24 protein-coding genes are annotated in these 24,939 nt (G+C 62.4%); 13 read left to right on the forward strand and 11 right to left on the reverse strand.

Going from position 1 to position 24,939, the window contains the following annotated elements; genetic code table 11:
* Positions 1 to 207 precede the first annotated feature (207 nt).
* Positions 208 to 1,047 (reverse strand): LysR substrate-binding domain-containing protein, encoded by an 840-nt coding sequence (locus tag J7302_RS24005; RefSeq protein WP_215380696.1) that lies wholly within the window; start codon positions 1,045 to 1,047, stop codon positions 208 to 210.
* A gap of 104 nt (positions 1,048 to 1,151) precedes the next feature.
* Here J7302_RS24005 and J7302_RS24010 point away from each other — a divergent pair, with 104 nt between their 5' ends.
* The 12 genes from J7302_RS24010 (at position 1,152) to J7302_RS24065 (ending at position 12,293) form a co-directional block, all read left to right on the forward strand.
* Positions 1,152 to 1,613 carry a nucleoside deaminase gene (locus J7302_RS24010; RefSeq protein ID WP_215380699.1) on the forward strand — a complete coding sequence of 154 codons (462 nt, stop codon included), beginning with the start codon at positions 1,152 to 1,154 and terminating at the stop codon, positions 1,611 to 1,613.
* Positions 1,600 to 2,796 (forward strand): CynX/NimT family MFS transporter, encoded by a 1,197-nt coding sequence (locus tag J7302_RS24015; RefSeq protein WP_215380703.1) that lies wholly within the window; start codon positions 1,600 to 1,602, stop codon positions 2,794 to 2,796. Before J7302_RS24010 ends, J7302_RS24015 begins: the two co-directional genes overlap by 14 nt.
* Positions 2,797 to 3,186: 390 nt before the next feature.
* On the forward strand, positions 3,187 to 3,930 hold the full coding sequence (locus J7302_RS24020) for an SDR family oxidoreductase (RefSeq protein ID WP_215380706.1): 744 nt from the start codon (positions 3,187 to 3,189) through the stop codon (positions 3,928 to 3,930).
* A 109-nt stretch (positions 3,931 to 4,039) separates the two neighbouring features.
* On the forward strand, positions 4,040 to 4,366 hold the full coding sequence (locus J7302_RS24025; protein WP_215380709.1) for a DUF190 domain-containing protein: 327 nt from the start codon (positions 4,040 to 4,042) through the stop codon (positions 4,364 to 4,366).
* Between the two features lie 54 nt (positions 4,367 to 4,420).
* Complete coding sequence (locus J7302_RS24030; protein ID WP_215380711.1) at positions 4,421 to 4,651, forward strand: DUF3820 family protein; 231 nt, start codon at positions 4,421 to 4,423, stop codon at positions 4,649 to 4,651.
* Positions 4,652 to 4,921: 270 nt separating this feature from the next.
* Positions 4,922 to 6,271, forward strand: a complete 1,350-nt coding sequence (locus J7302_RS24035; protein ID WP_215380713.1) for an outer membrane beta-barrel protein — start codon at positions 4,922 to 4,924, stop codon at positions 6,269 to 6,271.
* Between the two features lie 72 nt (positions 6,272 to 6,343).
* Entirely contained in the window at positions 6,344 to 7,651 is a 1,308-nt protein-coding gene (locus J7302_RS24040; RefSeq protein ID WP_215380715.1) for an ABC transporter substrate-binding protein, read from the forward strand.
* A gap of 172 nt (positions 7,652 to 7,823) precedes the next feature.
* Positions 7,824 to 8,546: an ABC transporter ATP-binding protein gene (locus J7302_RS24045; RefSeq protein WP_215380718.1), complete on the forward strand. Its 723-nt coding sequence runs from the start codon at positions 7,824 to 7,826 to the stop codon at positions 8,544 to 8,546.
* 4 nt (positions 8,547 to 8,550) lie between these two features.
* Positions 8,551 to 9,252, forward strand: coding sequence for an ABC transporter ATP-binding protein (locus tag J7302_RS24050; protein WP_215380722.1), 702 nt, complete (start codon positions 8,551 to 8,553; stop codon positions 9,250 to 9,252).
* A 2-nt stretch (positions 9,253 to 9,254) separates the two neighbouring features.
* The gene (locus J7302_RS24055; protein WP_215380725.1) at positions 9,255 to 10,118 is read left to right on the forward strand and encodes a branched-chain amino acid ABC transporter permease; all 864 of its coding nucleotides are present in this window, start codon (positions 9,255 to 9,257) and stop codon (positions 10,116 to 10,118) included.
* Entirely contained in the window at positions 10,118 to 11,134 is a 1,017-nt protein-coding gene (locus tag J7302_RS24060; protein WP_215380729.1) for a branched-chain amino acid ABC transporter permease, read from the forward strand. The genes J7302_RS24055 and J7302_RS24060 overlap by 1 nt, the downstream gene beginning before the upstream one ends.
* 229 nt (positions 11,135 to 11,363) lie before the next feature.
* The gene (locus J7302_RS24065) at positions 11,364 to 12,293 is read left to right on the forward strand and encodes a LysR family transcriptional regulator (protein WP_215380731.1); all 930 of its coding nucleotides are present in this window, start codon (positions 11,364 to 11,366) and stop codon (positions 12,291 to 12,293) included.
* A gap of 47 nt (positions 12,294 to 12,340) precedes the next feature.
* Here the strand turns inward: J7302_RS24065 and J7302_RS24070 are convergent, their stop codons facing one another.
* On the reverse strand, positions 12,341 to 13,528 hold the full coding sequence (locus tag J7302_RS24070; RefSeq protein WP_251702242.1) for an MFS transporter: 1,188 nt from the start codon (positions 13,526 to 13,528) through the stop codon (positions 12,341 to 12,343).
* Between the two features lie 263 nt (positions 13,529 to 13,791).
* Between J7302_RS24070 and J7302_RS24075 the strand changes: the two genes are divergently transcribed.
* Positions 13,792 to 14,517: a phosphatase PAP2 family protein gene (locus J7302_RS24075; protein WP_215380733.1), complete on the forward strand. Its 726-nt coding sequence runs from the start codon at positions 13,792 to 13,794 to the stop codon at positions 14,515 to 14,517.
* 48 nt (positions 14,518 to 14,565) lie between these two features.
* Here J7302_RS24075 and J7302_RS24080 read toward each other — a convergent pair whose 3' ends face one another.
* From J7302_RS24080 to J7302_RS24120, 9 genes are all read right to left on the reverse strand, one after another.
* Positions 14,566 to 15,525 carry an SdiA-regulated domain-containing protein gene (locus J7302_RS24080; protein WP_215380736.1) on the reverse strand — a complete coding sequence of 320 codons (960 nt, stop codon included), beginning with the start codon at positions 15,523 to 15,525 and terminating at the stop codon, positions 14,566 to 14,568.
* Between the two features lie 77 nt (positions 15,526 to 15,602).
* The gene (locus tag J7302_RS24085) at positions 15,603 to 17,126 is read right to left on the reverse strand and encodes an ArnT family glycosyltransferase (RefSeq protein WP_215380738.1); all 1,524 of its coding nucleotides are present in this window, start codon (positions 17,124 to 17,126) and stop codon (positions 15,603 to 15,605) included.
* A gap of 44 nt (positions 17,127 to 17,170) precedes the next feature.
* Positions 17,171 to 17,911, reverse strand: a complete 741-nt coding sequence (locus tag J7302_RS24090; RefSeq protein WP_215380740.1) for a glycosyltransferase family 2 protein — start codon at positions 17,909 to 17,911, stop codon at positions 17,171 to 17,173.
* Positions 17,912 to 18,005: 94 nt separating this feature from the next.
* Entirely contained in the window at positions 18,006 to 18,704 is a 699-nt protein-coding gene (locus tag J7302_RS24095; RefSeq protein WP_251702243.1) for a TVP38/TMEM64 family protein, read from the reverse strand.
* A gap of 194 nt (positions 18,705 to 18,898) precedes the next feature.
* Positions 18,899 to 19,891 (reverse strand): NAD-dependent epimerase, encoded by a 993-nt coding sequence (locus tag J7302_RS24100; protein ID WP_215380743.1) that lies wholly within the window; start codon positions 19,889 to 19,891, stop codon positions 18,899 to 18,901.
* Complete coding sequence (locus J7302_RS24105; RefSeq protein ID WP_215380746.1) at positions 19,888 to 21,231, reverse strand: UDP-glucose dehydrogenase family protein; 1,344 nt, start codon at positions 21,229 to 21,231, stop codon at positions 19,888 to 19,890. The genes J7302_RS24100 and J7302_RS24105 overlap by 4 nt, the downstream gene beginning before the upstream one ends.
* 280 nt (positions 21,232 to 21,511) lie before the next feature.
* Positions 21,512 to 22,249 carry an NHL repeat-containing protein gene (locus J7302_RS24110; protein WP_251702244.1) on the reverse strand — a complete coding sequence of 246 codons (738 nt, stop codon included), beginning with the start codon at positions 22,247 to 22,249 and terminating at the stop codon, positions 21,512 to 21,514.
* A gap of 188 nt (positions 22,250 to 22,437) precedes the next feature.
* On the reverse strand, positions 22,438 to 23,121 hold the full coding sequence (locus J7302_RS24115; protein ID WP_215380749.1) for a class I SAM-dependent methyltransferase: 684 nt from the start codon (positions 23,119 to 23,121) through the stop codon (positions 22,438 to 22,440).
* 91 nt (positions 23,122 to 23,212) lie between these two features.
* The gene (locus J7302_RS24120; RefSeq protein WP_215380753.1) at positions 23,213 to 24,883 is read right to left on the reverse strand and encodes a phosphoethanolamine transferase; all 1,671 of its coding nucleotides are present in this window, start codon (positions 24,881 to 24,883) and stop codon (positions 23,213 to 23,215) included.
* Positions 24,884 to 24,939: the final 56 nt, after the last annotated feature.

Consider the following 24,939-nt stretch of genomic DNA (forward strand, 5'->3'; position numbering starts at 1 on the left):
CAGCGCTACGTCACGCGCTACAACACCGCCAGGCTCCATAGCTATAACGGGTATCGGTCGCCAGTTGCGATGGAAAGGCTGGCGGCGTGAAGCCTTAACTGGTGTCCAGAATTACTTGACCAGTTCAAGCTGGCTCCTACAAGGGAGCCAGCCAGTGACAACGCTTAACTGGGACAGAGCCAATGAATTCGCCCCTGCAACGTTCGATCAACCTCCGCACAGCGCCTTCAACCGCTCCACCAACTCCGCTCCCGCACGCCCCAGCCCCTTCCGTCCATAGAGCGCGAGCCGCAATCCCTGTATTTCCGGCAGTCCTTCCGTCTCCAGCAACCGATGTTCCGGTCCCAGCACACGCAGCGGTAGAAGGCTCACCCCCAGGCCCGCCGCCACCGCCGCGCGCACGCTGGCGAGGCTGGCGCTGGAATACGCGATGCGCCAGCGCCGGCCCTGCACATCGAGGCTGTGGAGCATCTCGTTGCGGTACAGGCCGCCGGCCGGGAATACCACCAGTGGCAGGGGGTCGCGGCCATAGGCGGGATGGCTCGCGCTGTCCACCCAGCCCAGGGGCTCCGGCCAGGAGGCCAGGCTGTCGCCACCATCCCCCATGCGCTTGACCAGCAGCAGGTCGAATTCGCCGCCCTGGTACAGCCGCAGCAGTTCCGGGCTCAGACCGCTGGTCACCTCCAGGCGCACTCCGGGACGGGCGGCGGAAAATTCCGCCAGCACCGGCATCAGCCGTTCGGCGGCGAAGTCCTCGGGGACGCCCAGGCGCAGCACGCCGCCGCCGGGCTGGTGGCGCAGCATTTCCGCGGCTTCCTCCTGCAGGGCGAGGATGCGGCGCGCGTAGCCCAGCAATTGCTCCCCTTCGGGCGTTGCCACCACCTGGCGCTGGCTGCGGTCCAGCAGGCGACAGCCGAGGGCTTCTTCCAGGCGGCGCAACTGCTGGCTGACGGTGGATTGGGTGAGGTGCACGCGCTCGGCGGCACGGGTGAAGTTGCCGCAGTCGGCGACGGCCACGAAGCTGCGTAGAAGGAGTGGATCGAGCATGGCTGATCATTCTTATGGCCACTGATAGACATGTTTATATTTAATTTCAGAATACCTGACCAGCTGGACATACTTTCGGCCATCTGATTTAACCGGAGCATCCGATGTCGCTGGAGAACAATTTTCTCGAACAGGCCGTGGAATTGGCCCGGCAGAATGTCGAAAACGGCGGAAGACCCTTTGGCGCTCTGCTGGTGCGGGACGGCCAGGTATTGGCTCGCGCGGTGAATGAGATGCACCTCGACCAGGACCCGACGGCCCACGCCGAACTCCAGGCTATCCGCGCCGCCAGTCAGCAATTGGGGCCGCGTCTGGATGGTTGTGTGATCTACGCCAGCGGTCAGCCATGCCCCATGTGCCTGGCGGCCATGCACCTATGCGGTGTGGAGCGGGTGGTATTCGCTGCAGCCAACGCCGAGGGCGAGCCGTTCGGCCTGTCCACTGCCGCTATCTATCAGCAGATGGCTCTGCCACTGGGTGAGCAGAAACTCGATATCCAGCACCTGCCGCAACCGGCCATGGCTGTTGTCTATGCCCGCTGGAAGTCATTGCATGACCCGCACTGAACGCGTGCAGGGCGCAGCCGGTTGGTTGTTGCTGGTGGTCCTGGGCCTGAACCTGCGCCCGATGCTCAGTTCGGTCAGCCCATTGCTGGCAGAAATCCGTAGTGCCACGGGGATGGGCTTCCAGACCGCTGCACTGCTGACGACCTTGCCGGTGATCTGCATGGGGCTGGTGGCATTGCTGGGCAACCGCTTGGGCGTCCTGGGCGAACGGCGTGGCATCGCGCTCGGGTTGTCATTGATCGTCGCTGCCTGTTTGGCGCGACTGCTTTGTGGCCAGGCCGGGCCGTTGCTGGCGACGGCATTGCTGGGCGGAGCCGGGGTGGCTTTGATCCAGGCCTTTCTGCCCGGGGTGATCAAGCACCGCTTCGAGGGCCGGGTAGCTGTGGCCATGGGCGTCTATTCCGCATCGCTGATGGGCGGCGGTGGCCTGGCGGCGCTGTTCAGTCCGCTGCTGGCCCATCATTTCGAGCATTGGCAGGTGGGGCTGGGCTTCTGGCTGGTACCTGCATCTCTGGCGCTGCTCCTGTGGCTCCTGTGGCCGCTTGCTGGGAGCGCCTCGGAGGCGGCGGGCAGAGCGTCGAATTTCCTGCGCCAGCGTCGTGCCTGGCTGCTGGCGGTGTACTTCGGGCTGGTCAACTGCGGCTATATGAGCATGGTGGCCTGGTTGCCGGTGTATTACCTGCAACTGGGCTGGAGCCCGACCCGCAGTGGTTCGCTGCTGGCCTTCATGACCATCTTCCAGGTGCTGGCCGCGTTGCTGATGCCGGCGCTGGCGCAACGCCAGGTAGATCGCCGGCCGCTGCTCAGCGTCAGCCTGCTGGCGCAGGCCGTCGGCTTCGTTGGTCTGGTCTGGCTGCCATTGGAGTATCCCGCGCTATGGGTGGCGTTAATTGGTTTTGGCTTGGGGGCCTGTTTTGCCCTGAGCCTGATCCTCACCCTCGACCATCGGCAGGACCCGCGCGAGGCCGGGCAGCTCGCGGCCTTCGTGCAGGGCGTGGGATTCCTGATCAATGCTGTGTCGCCATGGCTCAGCGGCTGGCTGCGTGAGCTGACTGGCAGTTTCGTCAGCGCCTGGGTGGTGCTGGCGGTCACGGTGATGCTGATGCTCGGGATCACGCGATTGTTCAATCCGGCGAGCTATCGGACACAAGGCCTCGAGGAACCGGCCCTGGAACCGGGATAGGGCGGCGCGGAGTGATCGCAGCTACCTCGGGCTCTCGTAAGTTGGTACTGAGCCCGCGAAGCCCGGCAGTTCGAGCGCAGATCGTTGGGCCTCACTCCGCTCAGCGCTAACCTGCCCAGAGTTATGCCTTTACCGCTGCGCAGCTTTCTAGCGGCAGGTAACGCAGACAGACCCACTACATTGGTCGGGCCATTTGCAGGAATGGGCAGTTTGCTTCACCCCAGCCCTCTCCCGGAGGGAGAGGGAGTTAAAACGGTCCATCTGCCGTAGGCGGGCGTTCGCGCGGCACTGATAACCGGTCAGACGCGCCGTGCCAACTCCGGCTATACCACAGAAAAGGCCCCCATCCGGTCGCATGCCGTGTCCTTCCTGGCCTTTGCTGGAGGCTTCATGCAGCAGTCCGTCAGAACCGCCATTGTCACCGGTGCATCCCGTGGCATCGGCGCTGCCATTGCCCGGCGCCTCGCCGCCGACGGAATCCAGGTAGTGGTCAACTACGCTGCGCGGCCCGAGGCCGCGGAGAAGGTGGTGCAGGAAATCACACAGGCCGGGGGTCATGCCTATCCGATTCTCGCTGACGTCAGCGACCCTGTGGCGGTGGAGGTGCTGTTCGACCAGGCGGAGATGGAGTTCGGTGGCGTCGACATCCTTGTCAACAATGCTGGGGTCGTCCAGCCGGGAGCGGTACTGCTGGCTGATACCGACCGGGCGCTGTATGACCGGATTTTCGCCGTCAATACCCGGGGTACCTTCAATACTCTGAAACTGGCGGCCACGCGCCTGCGCACCGGCGGGCGTATCGTCAACCTGTCCAGCAATGCGGTTGCGCTAGGGCTGCCGGGCCACTCGGTCTATGCCGCCTCGAAAGCAGCGATCGAAGCCATGAGTGCGATCTTTGCGAAGGAGTTGCGCGGACGGAACATCACCGTCAATTGCATCGCGCCGGGGCCGATTGCGACCAGGCAGTTCCTGGAGGGCAAGTCGCCAGAGTTGATCGAGCGCCTGAACCGGCAGGCACCGCTCGAGCGCTTGGGGACGCCAGAAGATGTCGCCGCGATCGTGGCATTCCTGGTGGGGCCCGATGGCGGCTGGGTCAACGGCCAGACCCTGCGTGCCAACGGCGGTATTGCCTGAACCGGGTAGGGACCGATTGTGGATGGGGTAGCGCGCTTCATCGGCTAGTCCCTCGTCTCCCGGCAGCGGGTGCCATGCTTGACTGACATTGATATGGCGGAGGGTTGTGATGAAAGGTTTCCAAGTCACTTTCTATACCCAGCAGAACCGGCGGCATGAGGGCAAGATGCTCGCCGATTGGCTGGTTGCACTGGCCATGGAAATGGGGTTGCGCGGCGCGACCCTGGTGTCCGGTATCGAGGGGTTCGGCCGCACCCGGCATTTCCATTCCCACCATTTCTTCGAGATGGCCGACCAGCCTATGTTGATCGTCATGGCCATGAGCGAAGAGGAGTGCGAGGAACTGTTCCAGCGCCTGCACGATGAAGAGGTCACCCTGTTCTACGTGAAGGTGCCGGCGGAGTTCGGGGTGCTCGGACCGCCGCTGGATGCTTGAATCGGCGCGCGGCTCTGCGACAATCGCAGACCGTCACCGCCCATCGAGAGCCTGATGAATCCTGAAGACCTGCTGCTCCTGGTCACTCGTGAAATGCCCTACGGCAAGTACAAGGGCAGGCTGATTGCCGACCTGCCCGGTAATTACCTCAACTGGTTCGCCCGTGAGGGCTTTCCAAAGGGGGAGATCGGGCGTCTGTTGATGCTGATGCAGGAAATCGACCACAACGGGTTGAAGCCGTTGCTGGAGCCCCTGCGCAAGGGTAGGGGGAATGTGCGGAGGTGAACTCCGCCACCCTCACCCCGCGCCGTTGTCCCACTTCGATTCCCGTCCGATAACCGCCCATCCCCGCCGCACCCCATCCCCGCGCCAGCCGCTCTAGCTCCGCATCACTCGCCATTGTTCTCGATTCGCAAACACTCATATCGCTGAAACCGGAATTGTTGGTGGGCAGGGCGACTTGTAGCTTGCGATCCAGCCGAACAAGCCGAAGCCCGCACTGCCAGCGGGCCCTGCATCGGCATCAGGCTGACTAATAACAACAAGGTAGCTGCCATGATTCCTCGCAAGCCTCTTTCCGCATCCTCGCTGCTCGGCCCGGTGCTGGCCGTCGCGGCATTGTTGCCATCGTTGACTCAGGCCGCCGAACCCGGCCCCAGTGGTTCTCTGTTTCGCAGCGTCTTCGGCGACAGCCTGGAGCAGGACCACGGCATCAAGGTCCATGGTTGGGGTCAGGCCGGCTGGATCTATAACGACAACGCCAGCGATGACGTGAGCAAGCAGGCCTTCTTCAACAATGACGAAGGCTTCAATCTCAACCAATTCGCGCTGGCCATCGAGAAGGCGCCCAAGGGCAACGTGGTTGGCCGTGTTGGCCCGTTCCCCGGGCCCATGCCGCAGGAAGCCGACTGGGGTTTCAACATCACCGCCATCTACGGTAAGGACGCGCGCTTCTTCAAGACCTACGGCTTCGACGAAGACCTCGGTGTGAACCGCTCGGCTGATGCCAACGATGAAAACTTCAACATCGCCCAGGCGTTCCTGGACTTCTACTTTCCGGTTCTGGGCGGCTCAAACCTGATGCTCGGCGTGTTCCACACCCCTCTGGAGAACGACATCGGCTTTGCCCTCGGCAACCCCGCACCAGCGGACTTCTATAGCCACACCTATTCCTTCATGCACGGCCCGGCCAAGCACACTGGCGCGCTGTATTCCTTCAAGCTGCCGCAGGAGGAGGACGGCAGCATGCTCGGGTTCGAGCTGGGCGTGGTGCAGGGCTGGAACAACATGCAGGATCCCAACGGAGACCTGGACGTGATCGCCAACCTGCGCTGGCGTTCGGCGGATTTCCGCACCTGGGTGGACTGGGAAAACATCTATGGCAACGGCGCTGGAGACAGCTTCGCCGAGTGCGCTTGCGGGTCGCCCATTCCCGCTGGGACCGAGGACGACAACCTGACTCGCTATGCCTCCTACCTTACCGTTTCGCGGGTCCTGGACGAGCGCAACCGGGTTGCCGCCGAGTTCAACTATGGCCAGCAGGAGGACGCCGCTTTCGCCGGCTTTGCGGATAAGGACAATGCCCATTGGTATGGCGCCGACTTCAACTGGTACCACCGCCTGGCCGACGATCTGATGTGGAACAGCCGCGCCGAGTGGTTCTACACCGACGCCCCGGTGCATGTGGTGATGGCCAACATCGATCCGCAGACCGGCATCCCGGACCCGAGCTGGGGCAGCTTCTACGGCGTCACCACCAACCTGTCCTGGACGCCGGTGCCCAACCTGCGCCTGCGCCCAGAGTTGCGCTACGACATTCACAGCGGCAACGGCCGTGACGCCTTTGGCGGCGGCCAGGAAGACCGCCAGCTGATCGGCTCCTTCGACATCACCGTTTTCTTCTGATCCCTGCCCCAGCACGCCCGGGTTCCCGGCGGAGCCCGGGTCAGGATCGATCCTCCCAACGAGGTACCTGCCATGAACAACAAGAAACTCCTTGGTGCCGGGCTTTCCCGGCGTGATTTTCTGCGGGCCAGCGGCGTCGTGGCTGGTGGCTCGCTGCTCGCAGGCTTTTCTTCCGGCCCGCTGATCGCCGCGGAAAGGGTCATCCGCATTGGTTACGTCAGCCCGCAGACCGGCCCGCTAGCGCCCTTTGCGGCAGCCGATGCCTACATCATCGAAAGTCTCGCCTCGGTGTTGAGGAACAGCATCACGGTCGGCGGCCAGCGCTGCCGGTTGGAGGTGATAGTCAAGGACAGTCAGTCCAATCCCAACCGTGCCGCCGAGGTGGCCAACGAGCTGATCCTCGAAGACGGCGTTGACCTGATGCTGGTGTCGTCCACGCCGGAAACCACCAACCCGGTGTCGGATCAGTGCGAGATCAACGAAGTCCCGTGCATCTCCACCGTGGCGCCCTGGCAGCCCTGGTTCTTCACCCGTGGTGGCAAGCTGGATGAGGGTTTCGAGTGGACGTACCACTTCTTCTGGGGGCTGGAGGATGTGATCGCCACCTACACCGCGATGTGGGGTGGCATGGCGAGCAACCAGGTGATCGGTGGCCTGTTCCCCAACGACGGTGACGGCAATGCCTGGGGCGACGCCAAGCTGGGTTTCCCGCCGGTGCTGGCGCAAAAGGGATTCCAGTTGGTGGACCCGGGCCGTTTCCAGAGCCTGACCGACGACTTCTCCGCGCAGATTTCCGCGTTCAAGAAGGCTGAAGCCCAGATCGTCACGGGTGTCGTCATCCCGCCGGACCTCACCACCTTCTGGACCCAGGCGCGTCAGCAGGGGTTCCAGCCCAAGGCGATGTCGGTGGGCAAGGCGCTGCTCTTTCCCTCCGCCGTGGAGTCCCTGGGCACGGCTGGGCACAACCTGTCCACGGAAATCTGGTGGAGCCCGAGCCACCCCTTCAGCTCCTCGCTCAATGGCCTCAGCGCCCAGCAGTTGGCCGAGCGCTACACCCAGGCCACCGGCAAGCAGTGGACTCAGCCGCTGGGCTTCGTGCATGCCCTGTTCGAGTTGGCGGTGGACATCCTTCAGCGCACGGAGGAGGTCGGCAATCCGCAGGCCACGCGCGATGCGCTGCTGAAGACCGAGCTGAACACGATGGTCGGGCCGGTGAGCTGGAAGAACGGGCCGGTGAAGAACGTCGCCAAGACGCCATTGGTGTCTGGTCAGTGGCGCTTGGGCGGGCCATTCACCTACGACCTGGTCATCACCAGCAACCAGACCGCACCACAGATTCCGCTGGGTGGGGAGATGCAGGCGATCACTTACGGCAGCTGACGCTGAGCGTGGGCGGGGTCCCCTCACCCCAACCCCGCTCCGCGCCCCGGCCAGAGCGCTTCGCGTTCTGGCGCTCTCAGGCACTGAAAGCAGTGCTTCCAAAAGCATGCCTGATTGGCCCCGGAAGGAGAGGGGGCCAGTCCGGGCTACAGCTTCATACAGGTAATGACACATGCAAAAACTCCTCGTACTGGAGCAGGTGCACAAGCGCTACGGCTCGGTGAAGGTGACGGACAACTTCAGTCTGACCCTGGCGCCGGGCGAGGCACTGGGCATCATCGGGCCCAATGGCGCGGGCAAGAGCACGCTGTTCAATCTCATCGCCGGAGGGGTGGCACCGGATAGTGGGCGTATTCATTTCCAAGGCGCTGACGTAACCCGTGAGCCAGTGTTCAGGCGCTGCCAGCGTGGCATCGGTCGATCGCACCAGATCCCGCATCCCTTCGTGAAGATGACGGTGTTCGAGAACCTGCTGGTGGGCGCCACCTTCGGTGCCGGGCAAGGGGGAAAGGACAGCTACGGCTGGTGCGCGCACATCCTCGAACTCACCGGCTTGATGAAGAAGGCCAACGCCCAGGCCGGCGCATTGACCCTGCTGGAGCGCAAGCGTCTGGAAATGGCTCGTGCCTTGGCGACGCGACCGCAACTGTTGTTGCTCGACGAGATCGCCGGCGGCCTCACCGAGCCGGAGTGCCTGGAGCTGGTGGGCACCATCCAGGGTATCCACCGCGCCGGCACCGCGATCATCTGGATCGAACACATCGTCCATGCGCTGTTGGCGGTCGTTGGCCGTCTGGCAGTGATCAACTTCGGCCGCAAGCTGGACGAAGGCGAGCCCTGCGCGGTGATGGCCAACCCCAAGGTGCAGGAAATCTACATGGGCATCGGGAACTGAAGTCATGCTGACGATCCGCAAACTGCGCGCCGGCTACGGCGACTTCCAGGCGTTGTTCGAAATCGACCTGGACCTGGCCGAGGGCGAGACCCTGGCCATCATCGGCTCCAACGGCGCCGGCAAATCCACCTTCCTGCGGTCCCTGGCCGGGCTGATCCGCAATGACCCCGGGGCTATCCGTTTCAAGGGCGAATACATCGGCAACCTTCCGGCCAACCATGTGCTGGAGCGCGGCATTGCACTGGTACCGGAGGGACGCAAGCTGTTCCCCTCTCTGAGCGTCGAAGAGAACCTGCTGATCGGCGCCTACAGCGGGCGCAAGGGTGCTTGGAGCCTGGCGCGCATCTATGCGCTGTTCCCAGTGCTGGAGACCCTGCGCAAACGCCCCGGCACCGCGCTGTCCGGTGGGCAGCAACAGATGGTCGCCATCGGCCGCGCGCTGATGTCGAGCCCGAGCCTGCTGCTCTGCGACGAAATCAGCCTTGGCCTGGCACCGACCACGATCAAGGACATCTATGCCGCGCTGCCGTCGATCAAGGCGGACGGTACGGCAGTGGTCCTGGTCGAGCAGGACATCAATCAGGCCTTGAGCGTCGCCGACCGCTTCTACTGCTTCCAGGAAGGACGCATTTCTCTTTCCGGCAAGCCGGGCGAGGTGAGCAAGGATCAGATCAAGGCGGCCTATTTCGGCCTGGCGGAGGCATGACGATGGAATGGCTCAATACCCTGGTGCAGGGCGTGCTGCTCGGCGGCCTTTACGCCATGTTCGCGGTTGGCTTGTCGCTGATGTTCGGCATCATGCGCCTGGTCAACATCGCCCACGGCGACTTCATCGTATTCGCGTCATACCTGGCGCTGGTGGTGGTGGAGGCAATCGACCTGTCGCCACTGCAGAGCCTGCTGGTGGTGGTGCCGGTGATGTTTACGGCGGGTTACTGCCTGCAGCGTGGTCTTCTCAATCGCACCCTTGGTCAGGACATCCTGCCACCGCTTTTGGTGACCTTCGGCCTGTCGATCATCCTGCAGAACGTTCTGCTGGAGTTTTTCAGTGCCGATAGCCAGAAGCTCTCGCAGGGTGACCTGGAGGTGGCGAGTGCCGCAGTCGGCGGGCTCAGCCTTGGCGTCATGCCACTGATGGTGTTCGGCTGCGCGCTGCTGGTGATCGGCGGCCTGCAGCTGTTGTTCTACAAGACGCGCCTGGGCCGTGCCTTCCGAGCTACCTCGGATGACCAGCAGACCGCGCAGCTGATGGGCATCGACAATGCTCACATCTTCGGCCTGGCCATGGCCCTGGCGATGGCGGTGGTGTCCATCGCCGGGGTGTTCCTCGCCGTGCGCACCAGCTTCGACCCCAGCGTCGGACCTGCGCGCCTGCTCTACGGCTTCGAAGCGGTGATCATCGGCGGCCTCGGTAGCCTCTGGGGCACGCTGGCTGGCGGCGTGATCCTCGGTGTCGCCCAGGCGGCAGGAGCACGCATCGATCCGGGCTGGCAGATCCTCGCCGGCCATCTGGTGTTCCTGCTGATCCTGGTTTTCCGCCCGCGCGGCTTGTTTCCCCGGAGTGTCGACTGATGAATGCGATGAACAATGCCTACCTCGTCCAGCGCGCGACTCGCAGCAGCCAGGTGGGTCTGGCGGTGCTTTGTGTGGCGGTGCTGGTGCTGGCGTCGCTGCCTTTCTGGGCCGATCGCGCGCTGCTGCGCCTGGTGGTGGAGTTCGCCTACTACCTGGCCCTGGCGCAAATGTGGAACCTGCTCGCGGGTTATGCCGGCATGGTTTCGGTTGGCCAACAGGCCTTCGTCGGCCTGGGCGGCTACCTGCTCTTCGCGTTGGCGACGAGATTTGGCGTGCCGCCGCTGCTGGCGGTGGTGCTTTCAGGTGTGCTGGTGGCGCTGCTGGCGGTGCCGACGGCACTGGTGCTGTTCCGCTTGCGCGGCGCTTACTTCGCCATCGGCACCTGGGTGGCGGCGGAGGTCTTCCGCCTCGGACTGGCCCAGGTCGGCAGCCTGGGTGGCGGCTCCGGGCAGAGCCTGCCGGCGGGCATCGTGCGGCAGATCGGCAGCAGCCGTGACGGCCGTGAGATGCTGCTTTACTTCAGTGCCCTGGCCATCGCCGTGGCGGCGGTGCTGCTCGTGTACTTCCTGCTGCGCTCTCGCCAGGGCCTCGCACTGACGGCGATCCGCGACTCTGAGCCAGCATCCGGCAGCCTGGGCATCAATGTGTTTCGCACCAGGTTGATGGTCTATGTGCTGGCTGCCGGTTTCACCGGCGCGGTCGGCGCGCTGATCTTCCTGCAGAAGCTGCGCATTTCTCCAGATGCGGCTTTCAGCGTGCAGGACTGGACGGCTGCGGTGATCTTCATCGTTATCATCGGCGGCATCGGCACTCTGGAAGGCCCGCTGGTCGGCACGCTGATCTACTTCGCGCTACGCAGCTGCTTCGCGGAGTTCGGCGCTTTGTACATGATCATCCTCGGCAGCGTTGCGGTGGTGATGATGCTCAAGGCGCCGCAGGGTGTGTGGGGGCTGGTGAGCGAGCGGTTCGGCTGGCAGCTGTTTCCGATGCAGCGCCGGCTTGTGGGGGGCTGAGGGCGTGCTACTTCCTTGGTGGGGCGAATTCATTGGCTCTGACTGCGATGAGTGTTGCAAGTGGCGGTATTCCTTGTAGGAGCGAGCTTGCTCGCGAAAGGGGCCGGTTCGCGAGCAAGAACTCGGCGTCCCCCGGCCCCAAAAGGGCAGACCTACGGCCTGCCCAGCGAATTAATTCGCCCCCCCACAGGTTTCAATCCTGCAATTCACTGCCAATTCGGAAAGCACCATGGACCGTCTGCTCAGCATCGAAGCCTTCGTCCGCGTCGCGGAAACCGGTAACTTCGCCAAAGCTGCCCAACAACTGGGCGTGACGCGTTCGGTCGTCAGCCATCGCATCCAGCAGCTGGAAGCTTTCATCAACGCACCGCTGTTCCACCGCAGCACCCGCCATGTGCGGCTGTCGGAAGTGGGGGAGACCTACTACAAGGAATGCGCGGACATGGTGGCGAGCTTCAACAGCCTCACCGAGCACATGCGCGACCTGCGCGCCAAGCCGACCGGCAAGCTGCGGGTGCAGATGCTGCCGGGATTCGCCCTCGGCCACTTTGGCCGCCTGCTGGCGGAATTCACCGAGCTGTATCCGGACATCGATGTGGATGTGATCGTCAACGACCGGGTGGTGGACCCGATCGAGGAAGGCTTCGATGTGGCCTTCCAGATGTTCCCGCCGCTGGCCGAGTCCCTGATCGGGCGCAAGCTGTTCAGTGTGCGCCGGCTTTTTTGCGCCTCGCCCGAATACCTTGAGCGCCACGGTGCACCGAACGAGCCTGCCGATCTGCAGGCGCACAAGGTGGCGCTGTACGAAGGCTACCCTTCGCGCAACAAGTGGGTGTTCAACGGTGGGGCGGAGCTGGTGGAGCTCAGTCTGGCCGGGCAGGTGCGTTCCAACTCGGTCCACCTGCTGCGCGACTATGCGTTGAACGGCACCTGCGTCGTCTGCCTGCCGACCCTGGTGGCCAGCGATGACCTACTGGCTAGGCGTCTGGTGCCGGTGTTGGCTGATTACGCGCTCACATCCTTCAACTTCTCTGCCGTCTACCCGGCGACCCAGCGCCAAGCCTTGAAGGTGCGCACGCTGATCGACTTCCTGGTGGAACGGATCAGCGAGGAGCCGGCGTGGGATCGGCCGTTATTGGAGCAGGGCTGGGTTCGGTAGGGTGTGCTGTGCGCACCGGGCGTCGGTCGTGGTGCGCACAGTTCACCCTACGAACGGCTCGCATGCCTGATCAGTAGCAGGAGCAGCGCTGCTGTGCCAAGCAACGCGCTGCAGTAGAAGGCGAGAGCGGCACCATGGCTTTGCCACAGCCAGCCGGCAATCACACTGGCCAGCAGCAGTGCGACGCCGCTGGCGAAGTTGAACAGGCCGAACGCGGTGCCCTTGAGGTCGCTTGGCGTTGTTTCCGCGACCATGGCCGCGAGGATGCCTTGGCTGAAGCCCATGTGCAGGCCCCACAGGGCAACGCCAACCATGACCATCGGGGCTGCCGTGGCCCTGGCCAGCACCACATCGGCCATGACCAGCAGCACCAGACCGGCTATCAGTAGCGCCGTGCGCCCGACTCGATCGGACCATTTACCCGCCGGGTAGGCCGACACCATGTAACACCCGGCCATCACCACCATGACCAGGGGAATCCAGGTGATGCGAAACCCCAGCTGCTGCGCGCGCAGTACCAGGAAGGCCTCGCTGAAGCGAGCCAGTGTGAAGGCTGTACCGATCGCCATCACCCACCAGTACGCCCTTGAGAAACGATTCAATGAGCTCAGTCTGATGGGAGAGCGGAACACTCGCCGTGAGGTGTCGTGCGGGGGCTCGCGCACACCGACCCCCAGGAACGCGACCGACAGCAGCGCAGGAATCACGGCGAACCACAGGACCATTGCAATGTCGTCGTGCAACCAGCTCATCAACAGGATCGCCAGGATGGGACCCAGGAAAGCGCCCACCGTATCCATGGACTGACGCAGCCCGAAGCAGGCCCCGCGAATGTCGGGTGGCGCAATATCAGCGACCAGGGCATCCCGGGGAGCACCTCGAATGCCTTTGCCAATGCGGTCGAGGAGCCGAGCCACGAAGACCTGCTCGGCAGCGTGGGCGAGAGGGAACAGCGGCTTGGTCAGCGCCGCCAGTCCATAGCCGAGCAGCAGCAAGACTTTGCGACGGCCGATGGCATCACTGATGGCCCCGGAGAACACCTTGACGATGAGCGCAGTCGCTTCCGCCATGCCTTCGATGAAGCCCAGGGTCAGCACGCTGATGCCCAAGGTGCCGACCAGAAATACCGGCAGCAGGCTGTGAATCAACTCGGACGACAGGTCCATGAACAGGCTGACGAAGCCCAGCATCCATACGGTACGTGGGATCAGCGGGGACGAAGTGGGTGCAGGCATATCCCGGTCTCTGGCCATGGAGGGTGGCGTCAGCGGCAACCTGTTCCGCCCTTCGCTAACGCGATGCATGCTGCAGATTTGAGGTCCAGACAGTTCAGCACATCGATGAGGATGATAAATCCGCCTTCGATGTCCAGGACGCGCTGGTTCTCTCCTGAACCTGACCGTCGCGTGGCGTTGACGTTTTTTTCACGTGCCTTCGACCAACTGCTCACGAGCGATCAAGCAGACTGGCGCGACCCTTATTCGAGCAGGACTTAGCAATGCCGTACTCCCGCCCGTTCAACTTCCGCTTTTGGATCAGCTTACCGATTGCCTTGATGGCCCTGCTGTTGATCGTAGACGTCCCGCACCTGGATTTTGCCCTGGCCCATCTGTTCTACGATCCACAAGGTGGCTTCATCGGGCGCCATAGCCAATTCCTCGAAGATGTGTTGCATGACCGCGCCAAGCAAGCGGTCATCCTCCTCGGCGTCCTGGCGATTGCCGGGTTCCTGGTAAGCCTTTTGCCAACCCGTGTGCGCAGAATCCGCCGACCGCTCGGTTACCTGGTGCTGGCCCTCGGGCTGAGTACCGCGATCGTTTCACCGCTCAAGACGGTGACTGCTGTCCAATGCCCCTGGAGCCTCAGCGAGTTCGGTGGCGTAGAACCCTACTCACCGTTGCTTGGGCATCATCCCTTCGTCGAGAAGGCAGGCCGCTGCTGGCCGGGTGGACATGCGTCTGCCGGCTTCTCCCTGCTGGCGCTGTTTTTTGCCCTGCGTGATCGTCGCCCACGTCTGGCTCGGGCTGCCTTGATTGGGGCGCTGCTGCTGGGCTCGGTGTTTTCGTTGGGGAGGATGATGCAAGGGGCGCATTTCCTGTCGCACAACGTCTGGACGCTGCTGTTCGACTGGATGATCAGTGTGGTCTGTTACCGATTGGTCCTGTATCGGCCCGTACCGGTCATGGATCGGCAGGCCAGCGCGTTGGCCGATCCCGCGGTCTGAGATTGGCGCAGTTCGCTCATCCTGCGAGGGCGAGCGAACCGCCAGGACTCAGGGCTTTTTGAAGACGTAGAACAGGTTCGGTTCGCTGACCACGTAGAGGTTGCCCTCGGTGTCCAGGGTCAGTCCTTCGGCCTGGGGGGCGCTGTGCTTCAGGTCGCTGAGTTGCCCCTGCAGGGAGCGGTAGCTGACCATCTCGCCGTCATCGCTCAGTTCGATGATCAGCTTGGACTCATCGCTCAAGACCAGCAGGTGGCTGGTTTTGGCATCGTAGTGCAGGTCGGAAATGTCCGTGGTGAACACGCTCCGCTCGACCCAGGGAGTCAGGTCGAGAATGCTGACCTGGAGCTTGCCCGCGAGGCTCTGCTTTATGCCCGACACCTGATAGAGCTGGCGCGGGCCTTTTTCCTTGGCGATGAACAGTCGATCGTGGTCGGCATCATAGGTGATGCCTTCGAAGCCTTTGTTCTGCGTGCTGAGGTTGATACCGAGGGAAAGAAACTCAGTATCCTTCACGTCGATTGCGGTGCCTGGCTGTTCTGGCAAATGGAAGAAGTTGAGCCGCTGGGCATCTTCGTCCGTGACGGCCACGAGACCGTCGCCCATGTAGGCCAGGCCTTCGACGTCCTGAAATCCTGTCAGTGGATACGCTTCGAGCAAGGCGCCATCCTTGCCCAGCACCACCAGGCGAACGGGGGTGGCATTGGTGACAGCCAGCAGACGGCCTTTGTCGTAGTCGTAGGCGATCGCTGAAAGGTCATCGTCGATTCCGGCGATGGGCCTGGCCTCGATGGCGATCTTGTAATCCGGTAGCCAGATGTTGCGACCAGTCTGCTGATCGGTATTCATGCTGCTGACGATCGTGTAGTAAAGCCGCTGATGCCAGTGGAACTTGATGACGGCATAACCCACGAAAGCGATGGCGGCCGCGCCCAGCGCCCAGAGGCATAGGGGACGCCAGCTGCGGTGCGAGAGATGCTTGCGCCGGTGATGTCCAACAGCACTGTTCATTTCAGGACTTCCTGTTTACGGACGGGAAAAAGTGTCTTTCGCCATCCAGCGCGACTCGTGCTGGATGGCGGGGCGGCTCAGGGAAACGGGGTTGTCCAGGCGAACCTGTAGGACGGGTTGGTGGACAGGGGTTGGCATTGGCCATTGATCGCTTCCGCCTGCACCAGGTAGGCAAGGCCGTCGGCGGCGTGCTCCAGTTTGAGGGCCTTGCCCGGGATGAAGCAGCGGGCGAGCTCCGGTTCTGAGACGAGGGCGAATGCTGCCGGATGATCTTTCAGCCATTGCACGGCACTTTCGGTCCGGTTTGGCGTGTTGGCACCAAAATGGACGATGGGTTGGCGGGCATACAGCCACACGCCTTCCCGCCAGTAGCTCAGCACCAGGTCGGCCCCGTGGGTCTTCTCCGCAACTTCGGACATGAGCACCTGGCGCTCGTTGACGCCTTCCTTGATCGGCTCCAGGAAGCCTCTGGCGAACCAGGCAATGAACCAGAACACCACCAGGCCGATGAACACCTTGCGCCCGCGCGGACGCTGGCTGAACCAGCGGTGCAGCAGCCAGGGCACCAATGGCGCTATTGCCAGTACCAGGCCGGGCAGGGCCGGGAAGATGTACAGTTTGCGCTTGCCTGTACTCAGGCTGAAGAACAGCAGCACCAGGACGACCCATCCCAACAGGATGAGGAAGCGACCATCCCTTTTGGACAGTTCTCGGCGCCAGGCCGGCACCAGCCAGGGCAGGGCGAGCACCAGCGGAAGCCAGTACTTGGGGATCACTTTCACGAAGAAATACCAGAACGGCTCCTGATGGTGCCAGGCGCTGGTATAGCGTTGGGCGGTCTGGCGCAGGAGGATTTCGGCGACATAGGCACGGCTGCTTTCATCCCCCTGGAAGGCGACTGTCAGTAGCAGCGGCACCAGCCATACACCAATGGCAGTCAAGGTCACCAGCAGGCCCAGCCACCAGGCGCGGGCTTGTCCCGGCATGCGCACGACACCGTGCCAACCCTTGCGTGCAGCGTACGCATAGGGGATGAGCATCAACACCGGGAGAAATCCCACGCCCTTGCTGATGATGCCGAAGCCCATGCCGGCGCATGCCACGTAGAACCAGCCCCAGGCTGGTCCGAGCAGCAGGTGGCGCGCCATGCCGTAGAAGCTGATGGCGATCAGCAGACAGAGAAACCCGTCGATCTGGCCGGCACGGAGGATGCTGTAGGTCTGGTAGGTCGCCAGGAACAACAGGGCGGCAATCACCCCGATGCGGCGGTTCCAGAGCCGTTTGCCGAGGTCATACAGGCAAGCGGTGGTGACCACTCCGGCCAGCAGGGCGGGAAGGAACAGTGCCAGCGTTGGTGCACCGGTCAGGCGAATGAAGAACGCAACGACCCACATGAAGAGTGGTGGTTTGTCCGGGTAGATTTCGCCTGCACGGTGCGGAATCAGCCAGTCGCCACTCTGCAACATCTCCAGGGCCACACCGAGGAAGCGCTCTTCATCCACATTGGCGGGCCCGCGCAGACCGAGGCCGGCGCCGATCATCAGCAAAGCAAGCGACAACAGGAGGAACAACTCGATACGAGGGGAACGGGAGAGCTGCATCAGTCAGCTCCCTTGGGCCAGACGCAGGGTTTTGCGCACCATCGTCAGTCCTCCAGCTCGCGGGCGGAGGTGTCGAGGCGGGTACGGCGGATGAGCCACCAGACGCCGAACAGGTCGAGAATGCCTACCAGCGCCCGGTCCAGGTTGCCATATTTGGAAACCCCTGCGCTGCGCGGGCGGTGGTTGACCGGGTGCACCAGCATGCTGCCGTGGTGGCGCTGGATCAGGGCGGGAATGAAGCGGTGCATGTGATCGAAGTAGGGCAGCTGCAGGAAAGCCTCGCGCTCGATCAGCTTGAGTCCGCAGCCGGTGTCCGGTGTGTTGTCCTTGAGCAAGCGGCCACGCAGCTTGTTGGCGAAGCGCGACGCCCAGCGCTTGCTTGCCGAGTCGCGTCGGTTGACCCGATGCCCGGCGATCAGCTTGAGGTTGAGGGGGGGCTCCGACGCGCGGACGATGGCGAGCATGCCGGGAATGTCCGCAGGGTCGTTCTGGCCATCTCCATCCAGGGTGGCCAGCCAGGTGCCCTGGGCGGCTTGGGCTGCATGGTAGATCGAAGTGCTTTGGCCCAGCGACCGATCATGGCTGAGAAGGCGCAGTTGCGAGTAGCCGGAATGCTTCAGTGCGAGCAGCCGTGAGGCGGTGTTATCGGTGCTGCCGTCGTCGACGACAATCACTTCGAAGGATTCTCCGGCGAGGGCCTGGCGAATCTCCTCCAGCAGGCTGGGCAGGTTTTCGGCTTCGTTCTTTGCCGGGATCAGCACGGAGAGGTAAGGCCTGTTCGACATTCTGGGTCCATTCGTAAATGTGATCGTTAAGGGTTCGAACCCTGGGGTTCGGATTAGGGTGCGAGTTGCGCTCGTGAATCGGTAGCGGCCTGCATCAAGGGTGCTCTGTCTCACCCAGGGCAGCGTCGACCTTGTCGTCGATGCTCAAGCCGTGACGGTGGCGGTGGTACAGGTACGCACCGAGCACTCCTGAGAGGAGGAAAAGCACTGCCGCAGCACCGATCCGCAGTGTCGGCGCAACGTTGACGCCGCTGCCGACCAGGGCGAAAACCAGCGTCTGCGGCAGGAAGCCGATGAAGCTCGCGGCCAGGAACGGCGCCATGTGTGCGCTGGAGATGCCGGCGGCCAGGTTGGTCAGCACGTTGCTGCCAACCGGCAGCAGGCGGATCAGCAGCGTCATCGAGAACGGATGGTCATGGATGAATTGGTCGAATCGCGCGGCGCGCTTCCCCAGTCGGTCGCGCAGCAGGCGCCTGCCAAAAAACCGCGCATAAAGAAAGGTGGTCATGCAGCCGAGCAGCGCGGCCAGTGCTCCGAGCAAGGTGCCTGGCAGCAAGCCGAAGGCATAGCCAGCGAGAAAGGCAATGATCTGCCGTGGCAGGCCAACGGCGGTGAATAGTGCGCCCATCGCCAGGAACAGCAGGGTGCCCTCGACCCCATGCCCGCGTATGTGGGCATCGACCCAGGCTTCGTTGATTGCATTGCCCAGGTCACTGCTTTTGAACAGGTAGCCGAACAGCGCGAGGCTGAGGATCAGACCAAGCCCCTTGAACAGCACTCGAAGGTTCATCATGCGCCTGCTCCGGATTCGATCAACGAGGTCCGGACGCCGGCTTGCGCCAGGGCGGCATGTGTACCGGCCTGGATTCTGTCCTGTAGAAGCATTGAAAGGTATCGCCCGTTCGACATATTGGGTCTTTTTATGGTGTGTCTAGAATAGTGCAGGAGCGGTAAGGCCTTGCTTCATATTGATCTCGCCTGATCGCTTCAGGCTCCGTAGAAATCGCGGTACCAGGCAACGAAATGGCCAACGCCCTCCTTCAACGGGGTACGTGGTTGGAAGCCCGTCCGTTCAGCCAGTGCGCTCACATCGGCCCACGTTTGCAGCACATCCCCTGGTTGCATGGGTTTCAGCTGCTTGATGGACTGGAGGCCGGTGGCTGCTTCGATGCAGCCGACGAAATCCAGCAGTCGAACGGGCGAGCCAAGGCCAATGTTGAATAGCCTGGCGGGCGGTCCCTGCCTGGCTTGTTCCGGCTCGTCAGGGTAGGGAGGTGGGCAGTCCTGGATGCGGACTATTCCTTCGACGACATCATCGATGTAGGTGAAGTCCCGCGACATATCGCCATTGTTGTAGATGTCGATGGGCTGGCCTTCGAGAATTGCCTTGGTGAACTTGAATGGCGCCATGTCGGGGCGGCCCCAGGGGCCATATACGGTGAAGAATCGCAGCCCTGTGGTCGGTATCCGATACAGGTGCGCGTAAGTGTGTGCCATCAGTTCATTGGCGCGCTTGGTGGCGGCATAGAGCGATACCGGGTTGTCGACGGCGTCCTCGGTGGAGAAGGGCACCTTGCTGTTCATCCCGTAAACCGAGCTGCTGGAGGCGTACACCAGGTGCTGGACGCCATTGTGGCGGCAACCTTCCAGCACATTGACGAAGCCGGTCAGGTTGGCGTCGGCATACGCATGGGGATTCTCCAGCGAGTAACGCACCCCGGCCTGGGCCGCCAGGTGGATGACTCGCTCGAAGCGCTGATCGCGAAACAGCGCCTCCATGCCAGTGCGGTCTGCAAGATCGAGCTTCACGAAACTGAACCCGGGATGCTGGTTCAGTCGCTCCAGGCGAGCGAGTTTGAGCTCGACGCTGTAGTAATCGTTGAGGTTGTCGAGGCCGACGACTTCATGCCCGGCCAGGCACAGCCGGTTTGCCGTGTGGAATCCGATGAAGCCTGCTGCGCCAGTAACCAGGAACTTCACGCTTCACCTGCTCGCACGACGGTGCGCCCGATGGGATAGTAGGAAAGACCGGCCTGCTTCACCCTGGAGGGCTCGAACAGGTTGCGGCCATCGAAGATCACCTGGTCGATCAGCTTCGCCTTGAGTTCGTCGAAGTCAGCGATGCGGAAGTTCCGCCACTCAGTGAGTATCACCAGCGCGTGGGCTTTTTCCACTGCGGACTCCTTCGAACCGGCCAACACCAGGTCGCTGCGCTCGCCATAAATGCGCCGGGCCTCGTTCATCGCCTCCGGGTCATAGGCCTGCACGCGAGCGCCAGCGTTCCAGAGGCTTTCCAGCAGCACGCGGCTGGGCGCTTCACGCATGTCATCGGTATTGGGCTTGAAGGACAGGCCCCATACAGCGAAGGTCTTGCCGCTGACGTCGTCGTGGTAGTGCTTGCTGATGTTCTCGAACAGCTTGTGTTTCTGCTTGTGGTTGACCGCCTCGACGGCATCGAGCAGATGAGGCTCGTAGCCAACCTCCGCCGCGGTACGTCGAAGGGCCTGGATGTCCTTGGGAAAGCAGGAGCCGCCGTAACCGCACCCGGCATAGATGAAGTCGTAGCCGATGCGCGAGTCCGAGCCGATGCCCTTGCGCACCATCTCGATGTCCGCGCCAAGCCGTTCAGCCAGGTTGGCCATTTCGTTGATGAAGGAAATCTTGGTGGCCAGCATGCTGTTGGCGGCGTATTTGGTCAGCTCCGCGCTGCGGCTGTCCATGACGATGAGCTTGTCGTGATTGCGGCTGAAGGGTTTGTACAGCTCGCGGAATATATCGATGCCGGCCTGGTCGTCGATGCCGATGATGATGCGTTCAGGGCGCATGCAGTCTTCGACCGCCGAGCCCTCTTTCAGGAACTCCGGGTTCGATACGACCCGCATGTCGAGGGCGAGGTGCCTCCGGGCAAGGCCTTCATTGACCCGGGCCTTGATCCTTTGCGCGGTGCCGACGGGCGATGTGGACTTGTTGATGATGATTTTGGCGCTCGTTGCGTACGCGGCGATGGCATCCGCCACTGAGAAGACCTGTTTCAGGTCCGCACCGCCATCTTCGCCGGGCGGGGTGCCCACGGCGATGAAGATGATCTCGGCATAATCGATGCCCTGGGTCGCGTCCACGGTAAAACTGATTCGCTTCGCGGCGAGATTGGTCTGTATCAGCGCTTCGAGGCCCGGCTCGAAAATGGGCGAGTGACCTGCGTTCAAACGGCTGACCCGGGCTGAATCGATATCGACGCAGCAGACCGAGTGGCCAACTTCTGCAAAGCATGCCGCCTGAGTCAGGCCGACATAGCCCGTGCCAAAGATGGTGATCTTCATGCTGTACTCGCTAATGAGGTGAGACGTAGCCCAGCGCCGGGGCTCTTTTTTGTTGTTCTTGTAGCTCTTGCTGGTCTGTCGACATTTGCACCGCTCCGCCCTGGCGAGGGCTGGCAAATCCGGGGGAATACGAAAGGCGCCGTATCCCCTGGTGACGAGCGCCGTTCTGCTTCATTCGACCACCCAATTGACGACAGAGATATGACGAGATCGTATAAAAGGCAAGCCGAACCCGATCCAATTGCGACAAGTCCGTCACGCGATGACGGTGCTGCGACCATCAATTCTTCTCCGTGCGTTTGAGTTCGAGCACGCGGTTACGGCCCTGCTCGGCAAGCAGGTAAAGACCGGGAGCAGTTTCGACTAGGGTCTGGGCCGAGCGCAGGTGGGTGAGGATTTCATGCACGTGGCCCTGGCTGTCCATGAGCAACAGGCGGGCCATGTGGGTGGTGTCTTCGGTCACCCAGAGGCCTTCGCGGTTGCACAGGAGAAAGCCGGGGGCGTTCAGGCCGTCGAGCACTATCCTGTCATTGCCATCCGGCAGCAGTTGCTTGATCTGCCCGCGTTTCTTCTCGCTGTAGAACAGCCTCCCGTCGGGGCATGCGGTGACGGCTTCCGCTTCCTCCAGCCCACTGCGCAGCGTTTCCGTCGCACCGGACTCCGGGTTGTATCGCAGTAGCCTGCCATCGCTCTTGAGGTCTTCGATGGCATAGAGGAAGTGGCCATCGGTGGCGACGCCTTCGATGTTGGCCCCACTGAGCAATTGCTGGATGCCGTGATCGTTCATCCAGTACACCGGCTGCTCGCCGCCTTCCTGGCTGAATACCACGCCGCCCCGATACGGCACCATGCCGTCGGGTTTTGAGAGTCCTGTTTCGACCGCCTTGCTATCGCCGTTGGCGCCAAGTCGCAGGATGCGCCCCTTGCCGTCGTCGAACTCCTGGCTCACATACAGGCCGCCGCGACCATCCGGGGCCAGTGCGCTGACCCGCTCGATCGCGTCGAATCGAACCTGCATGGACCAGCCCGGAGCCGCGCTTGCTGGATACAAATGCCGCCAGGCCGGAACAGTGGTAAACCCCAATAACAGCACTGAGACACCCGCCATCGCCCAGCGACCGACCCGGGAGCGAAAGGAGGACAGGATGCTCTTGCACGAGATTGCTGGACGCTGGAGCAGGGAATGAATAGCTGTTACGGACATGCTCACGCCTCCTTGCGCAGAACATAGACTCGCCACATGGCGTAGCCTGGCAGCAGATCCTGGCGGGACAGGATATGGAAACCGACACTGCGGAACTCCGCTTCGATGGTCTCCCGCGCGACGACGAATCGACCCTGTCGGGGCGAGCCTTCGCTCATTGCTGCACGGCGTCGCTCAAGGCGCTTGCGCCTCCACGCCTTGAAGTTGCCGTCGACCCACAGCGAGACGATCAAGGTGTCACGGGTAACACGATGGAATTCTCGCAACAGCTCCAGGCGCTGGTCCGCTGTCTCGATACGCTGCAAGTAGCGCATGCAGAAGATGCAGTCCACGGCATTCTCGCCAAGCTCTATCGCAAAGGGTGTGGCCTGGAAGGTACGAACACGCCGCGCTATGTCCGGTGAATGATTGGCATGGGATGCGGCCAGCCATTCTGCGTTCTGGTCCCCGGCCAGGATCAGACGATTCGGATGTTCTGCCAGCAGGGGCCAGAAGCGGCCATCGCCACAGGGCAGGTCGAGGATCAGGTTCGGTTGTCCGGCCACCTTCAGCGCACGCAGGGCCATCTGCTCGTCACGCCAGCGGGCCAGGCGCAGTCGCAAATGATCCTTGCATGTGCCGGGGCGCAGCGCGGATTCCTCTGGGGCAAGCGGCGAGTCGATCGAACTAGACCGGGGCTGCGGCATCAAGACCGGCTCCTGAATCCGTGGAAGCGAACCAAGGTAGAGGGCGGCTTGTTGTGGTCTGGTAAAGAAAATGTGAAAAAAATGTCAATTATCACGACTCCGTTTCCGTGGCCCGGCATGGCGCGAACATATCCAGCGATGCGTTGTACTCACCGGTTTGAATCTCGAGCAGGCCGAGCATCGAGTGGAACAGGTTGTCCTGGCTGAGGAGCTTGTCGCGCTCCCGGGCCAGGCAGTCGGATGCGACGGCGAAATCCTGTTGGTAGCTGTCAGAGAACCACGCGAGCATCGCTACGTGCTTCTGCTGGTCAGGGGCCAGGACGTAGGGTGTGCCGTGCAGGAAGAGGTTGTACTCGCCCAGCGACTCACCGTGGTCGGAGAGGTACAGCATGGCGGTATCCACCTTGTCCTGATTCTTGCGCAGCAGGTCGATCAGGCTCGACACCACGTAGTCCGTGTAGACCAGCGTGTTGTCATACGCGTTGGTGATGCTTTCGCGGGAGCAGTCATTCAGGGCATTGCTGGTGCAGACCGGAGTGAAAGTCTCGAACTGGCTGGGATAGCGCTTGAAGTAGTCCGGCCCGTGGCTGCCCATCTGGTGCAGGACCAGCACCGAGTCATCCTTCAGCTTATCGATATAGTCCTGCAGCCCTTTGAGCAGGATTTCGTCATGGCACTCGCCATCCACGCACAGCCCGGGATCCTTGAGGTGACTGAGTTGCATGAAGGCCACACGGTCGCAGGTGCCTTTGCAGCCCGACTGATTGTCGTGCCATGAAACGGTCAGGCCTGCGCGCTTGAGCAGGTCAAGCAGGCCTTCCTGGCTGCGGGCCTGAGTGGCGTCGTAGCCTGCGCGCCCCATGTTGGAGAACATGCAGGGAACCGATACAGCGGTTTCCGTGCCGCAGGAATGCACATTGCGAAAGGTCAGCAGACCGTCCTCCTTACTGAGGCGCGGCGTGGTGTTGCGTCCATAGCCGAGGACGCCGAAGTTGTCCGCTCGCGCGCTCTCGCCGACCACCAGCACGGTCAGCGACTTGCGCTTGTGCGTCTTCCAGGCGGGGGCCTTGTGCGCGTCGGTGCCGATTCGGCGCAGCGGCTGCTGGTTGAGCGCCAGTTCCTCGCGCAGGTAACCGAAGGAGGCGCCAAGGTAGTTGCTGGGCACCACCAGCATCCTCAGTTCATGGTGGTTACGTAGCAGTGAGGCCAGCCCCTGGTAGTTGCCCAGGGCAATCAGCCCCAGCGCTGCCACGCAACCAAGCGCCAAGACGCACTTGACGATCAACTCGCGGTGAATCGGGCGATGTTTGACGGGAAGTCGCCACAGCAGCCAGCTGGGCAAAATGCCGAGGAAGAAGATGAACAGGAAAAGTCTCACGGAAAGCAGGTCACGCACTTCGCCGACATCGGTTTCAGCGACATTGCGCAGCATGTTCTTGTCGACCAGCACACCGTACTGGCTCATGAAGTAGGCGACCGCGGAACTGGAGACCAGGAGGAAGACGAGGACCGGCTTGAAGATCCAGCGAAATGACAGCGTTACCAGCACGAGGTTGAAGATCGCGAAGACCATTGCGCCGAACGCGATGCGCATCCCCAGCCCACTGGCGCCCGCCGGAACGATGGAGAAGAGATGGTGCCAGAGCGGAAAGTTATAAATGGCAAGAAGCACGAGGCTGACCAGGAAGGCCAGGGTTTCTGGTCGAAGTGCAAGCCTGTCGGATGGATCGACGAACTTGCTCGCATAGTTTGGAAGTTGCATGTTCCGGTATTCCAGGAGGTTGCGGCGAGCAGTCTAGAAATCCGGTTATCAAATTT

Source organism: Metapseudomonas boanensis, from assembly GCF_018704125.1.
In the GTDB taxonomy this organism is placed as follows: Bacteria; Pseudomonadota; Gammaproteobacteria; order Pseudomonadales; family Pseudomonadaceae; genus Metapseudomonas; species Metapseudomonas boanensis.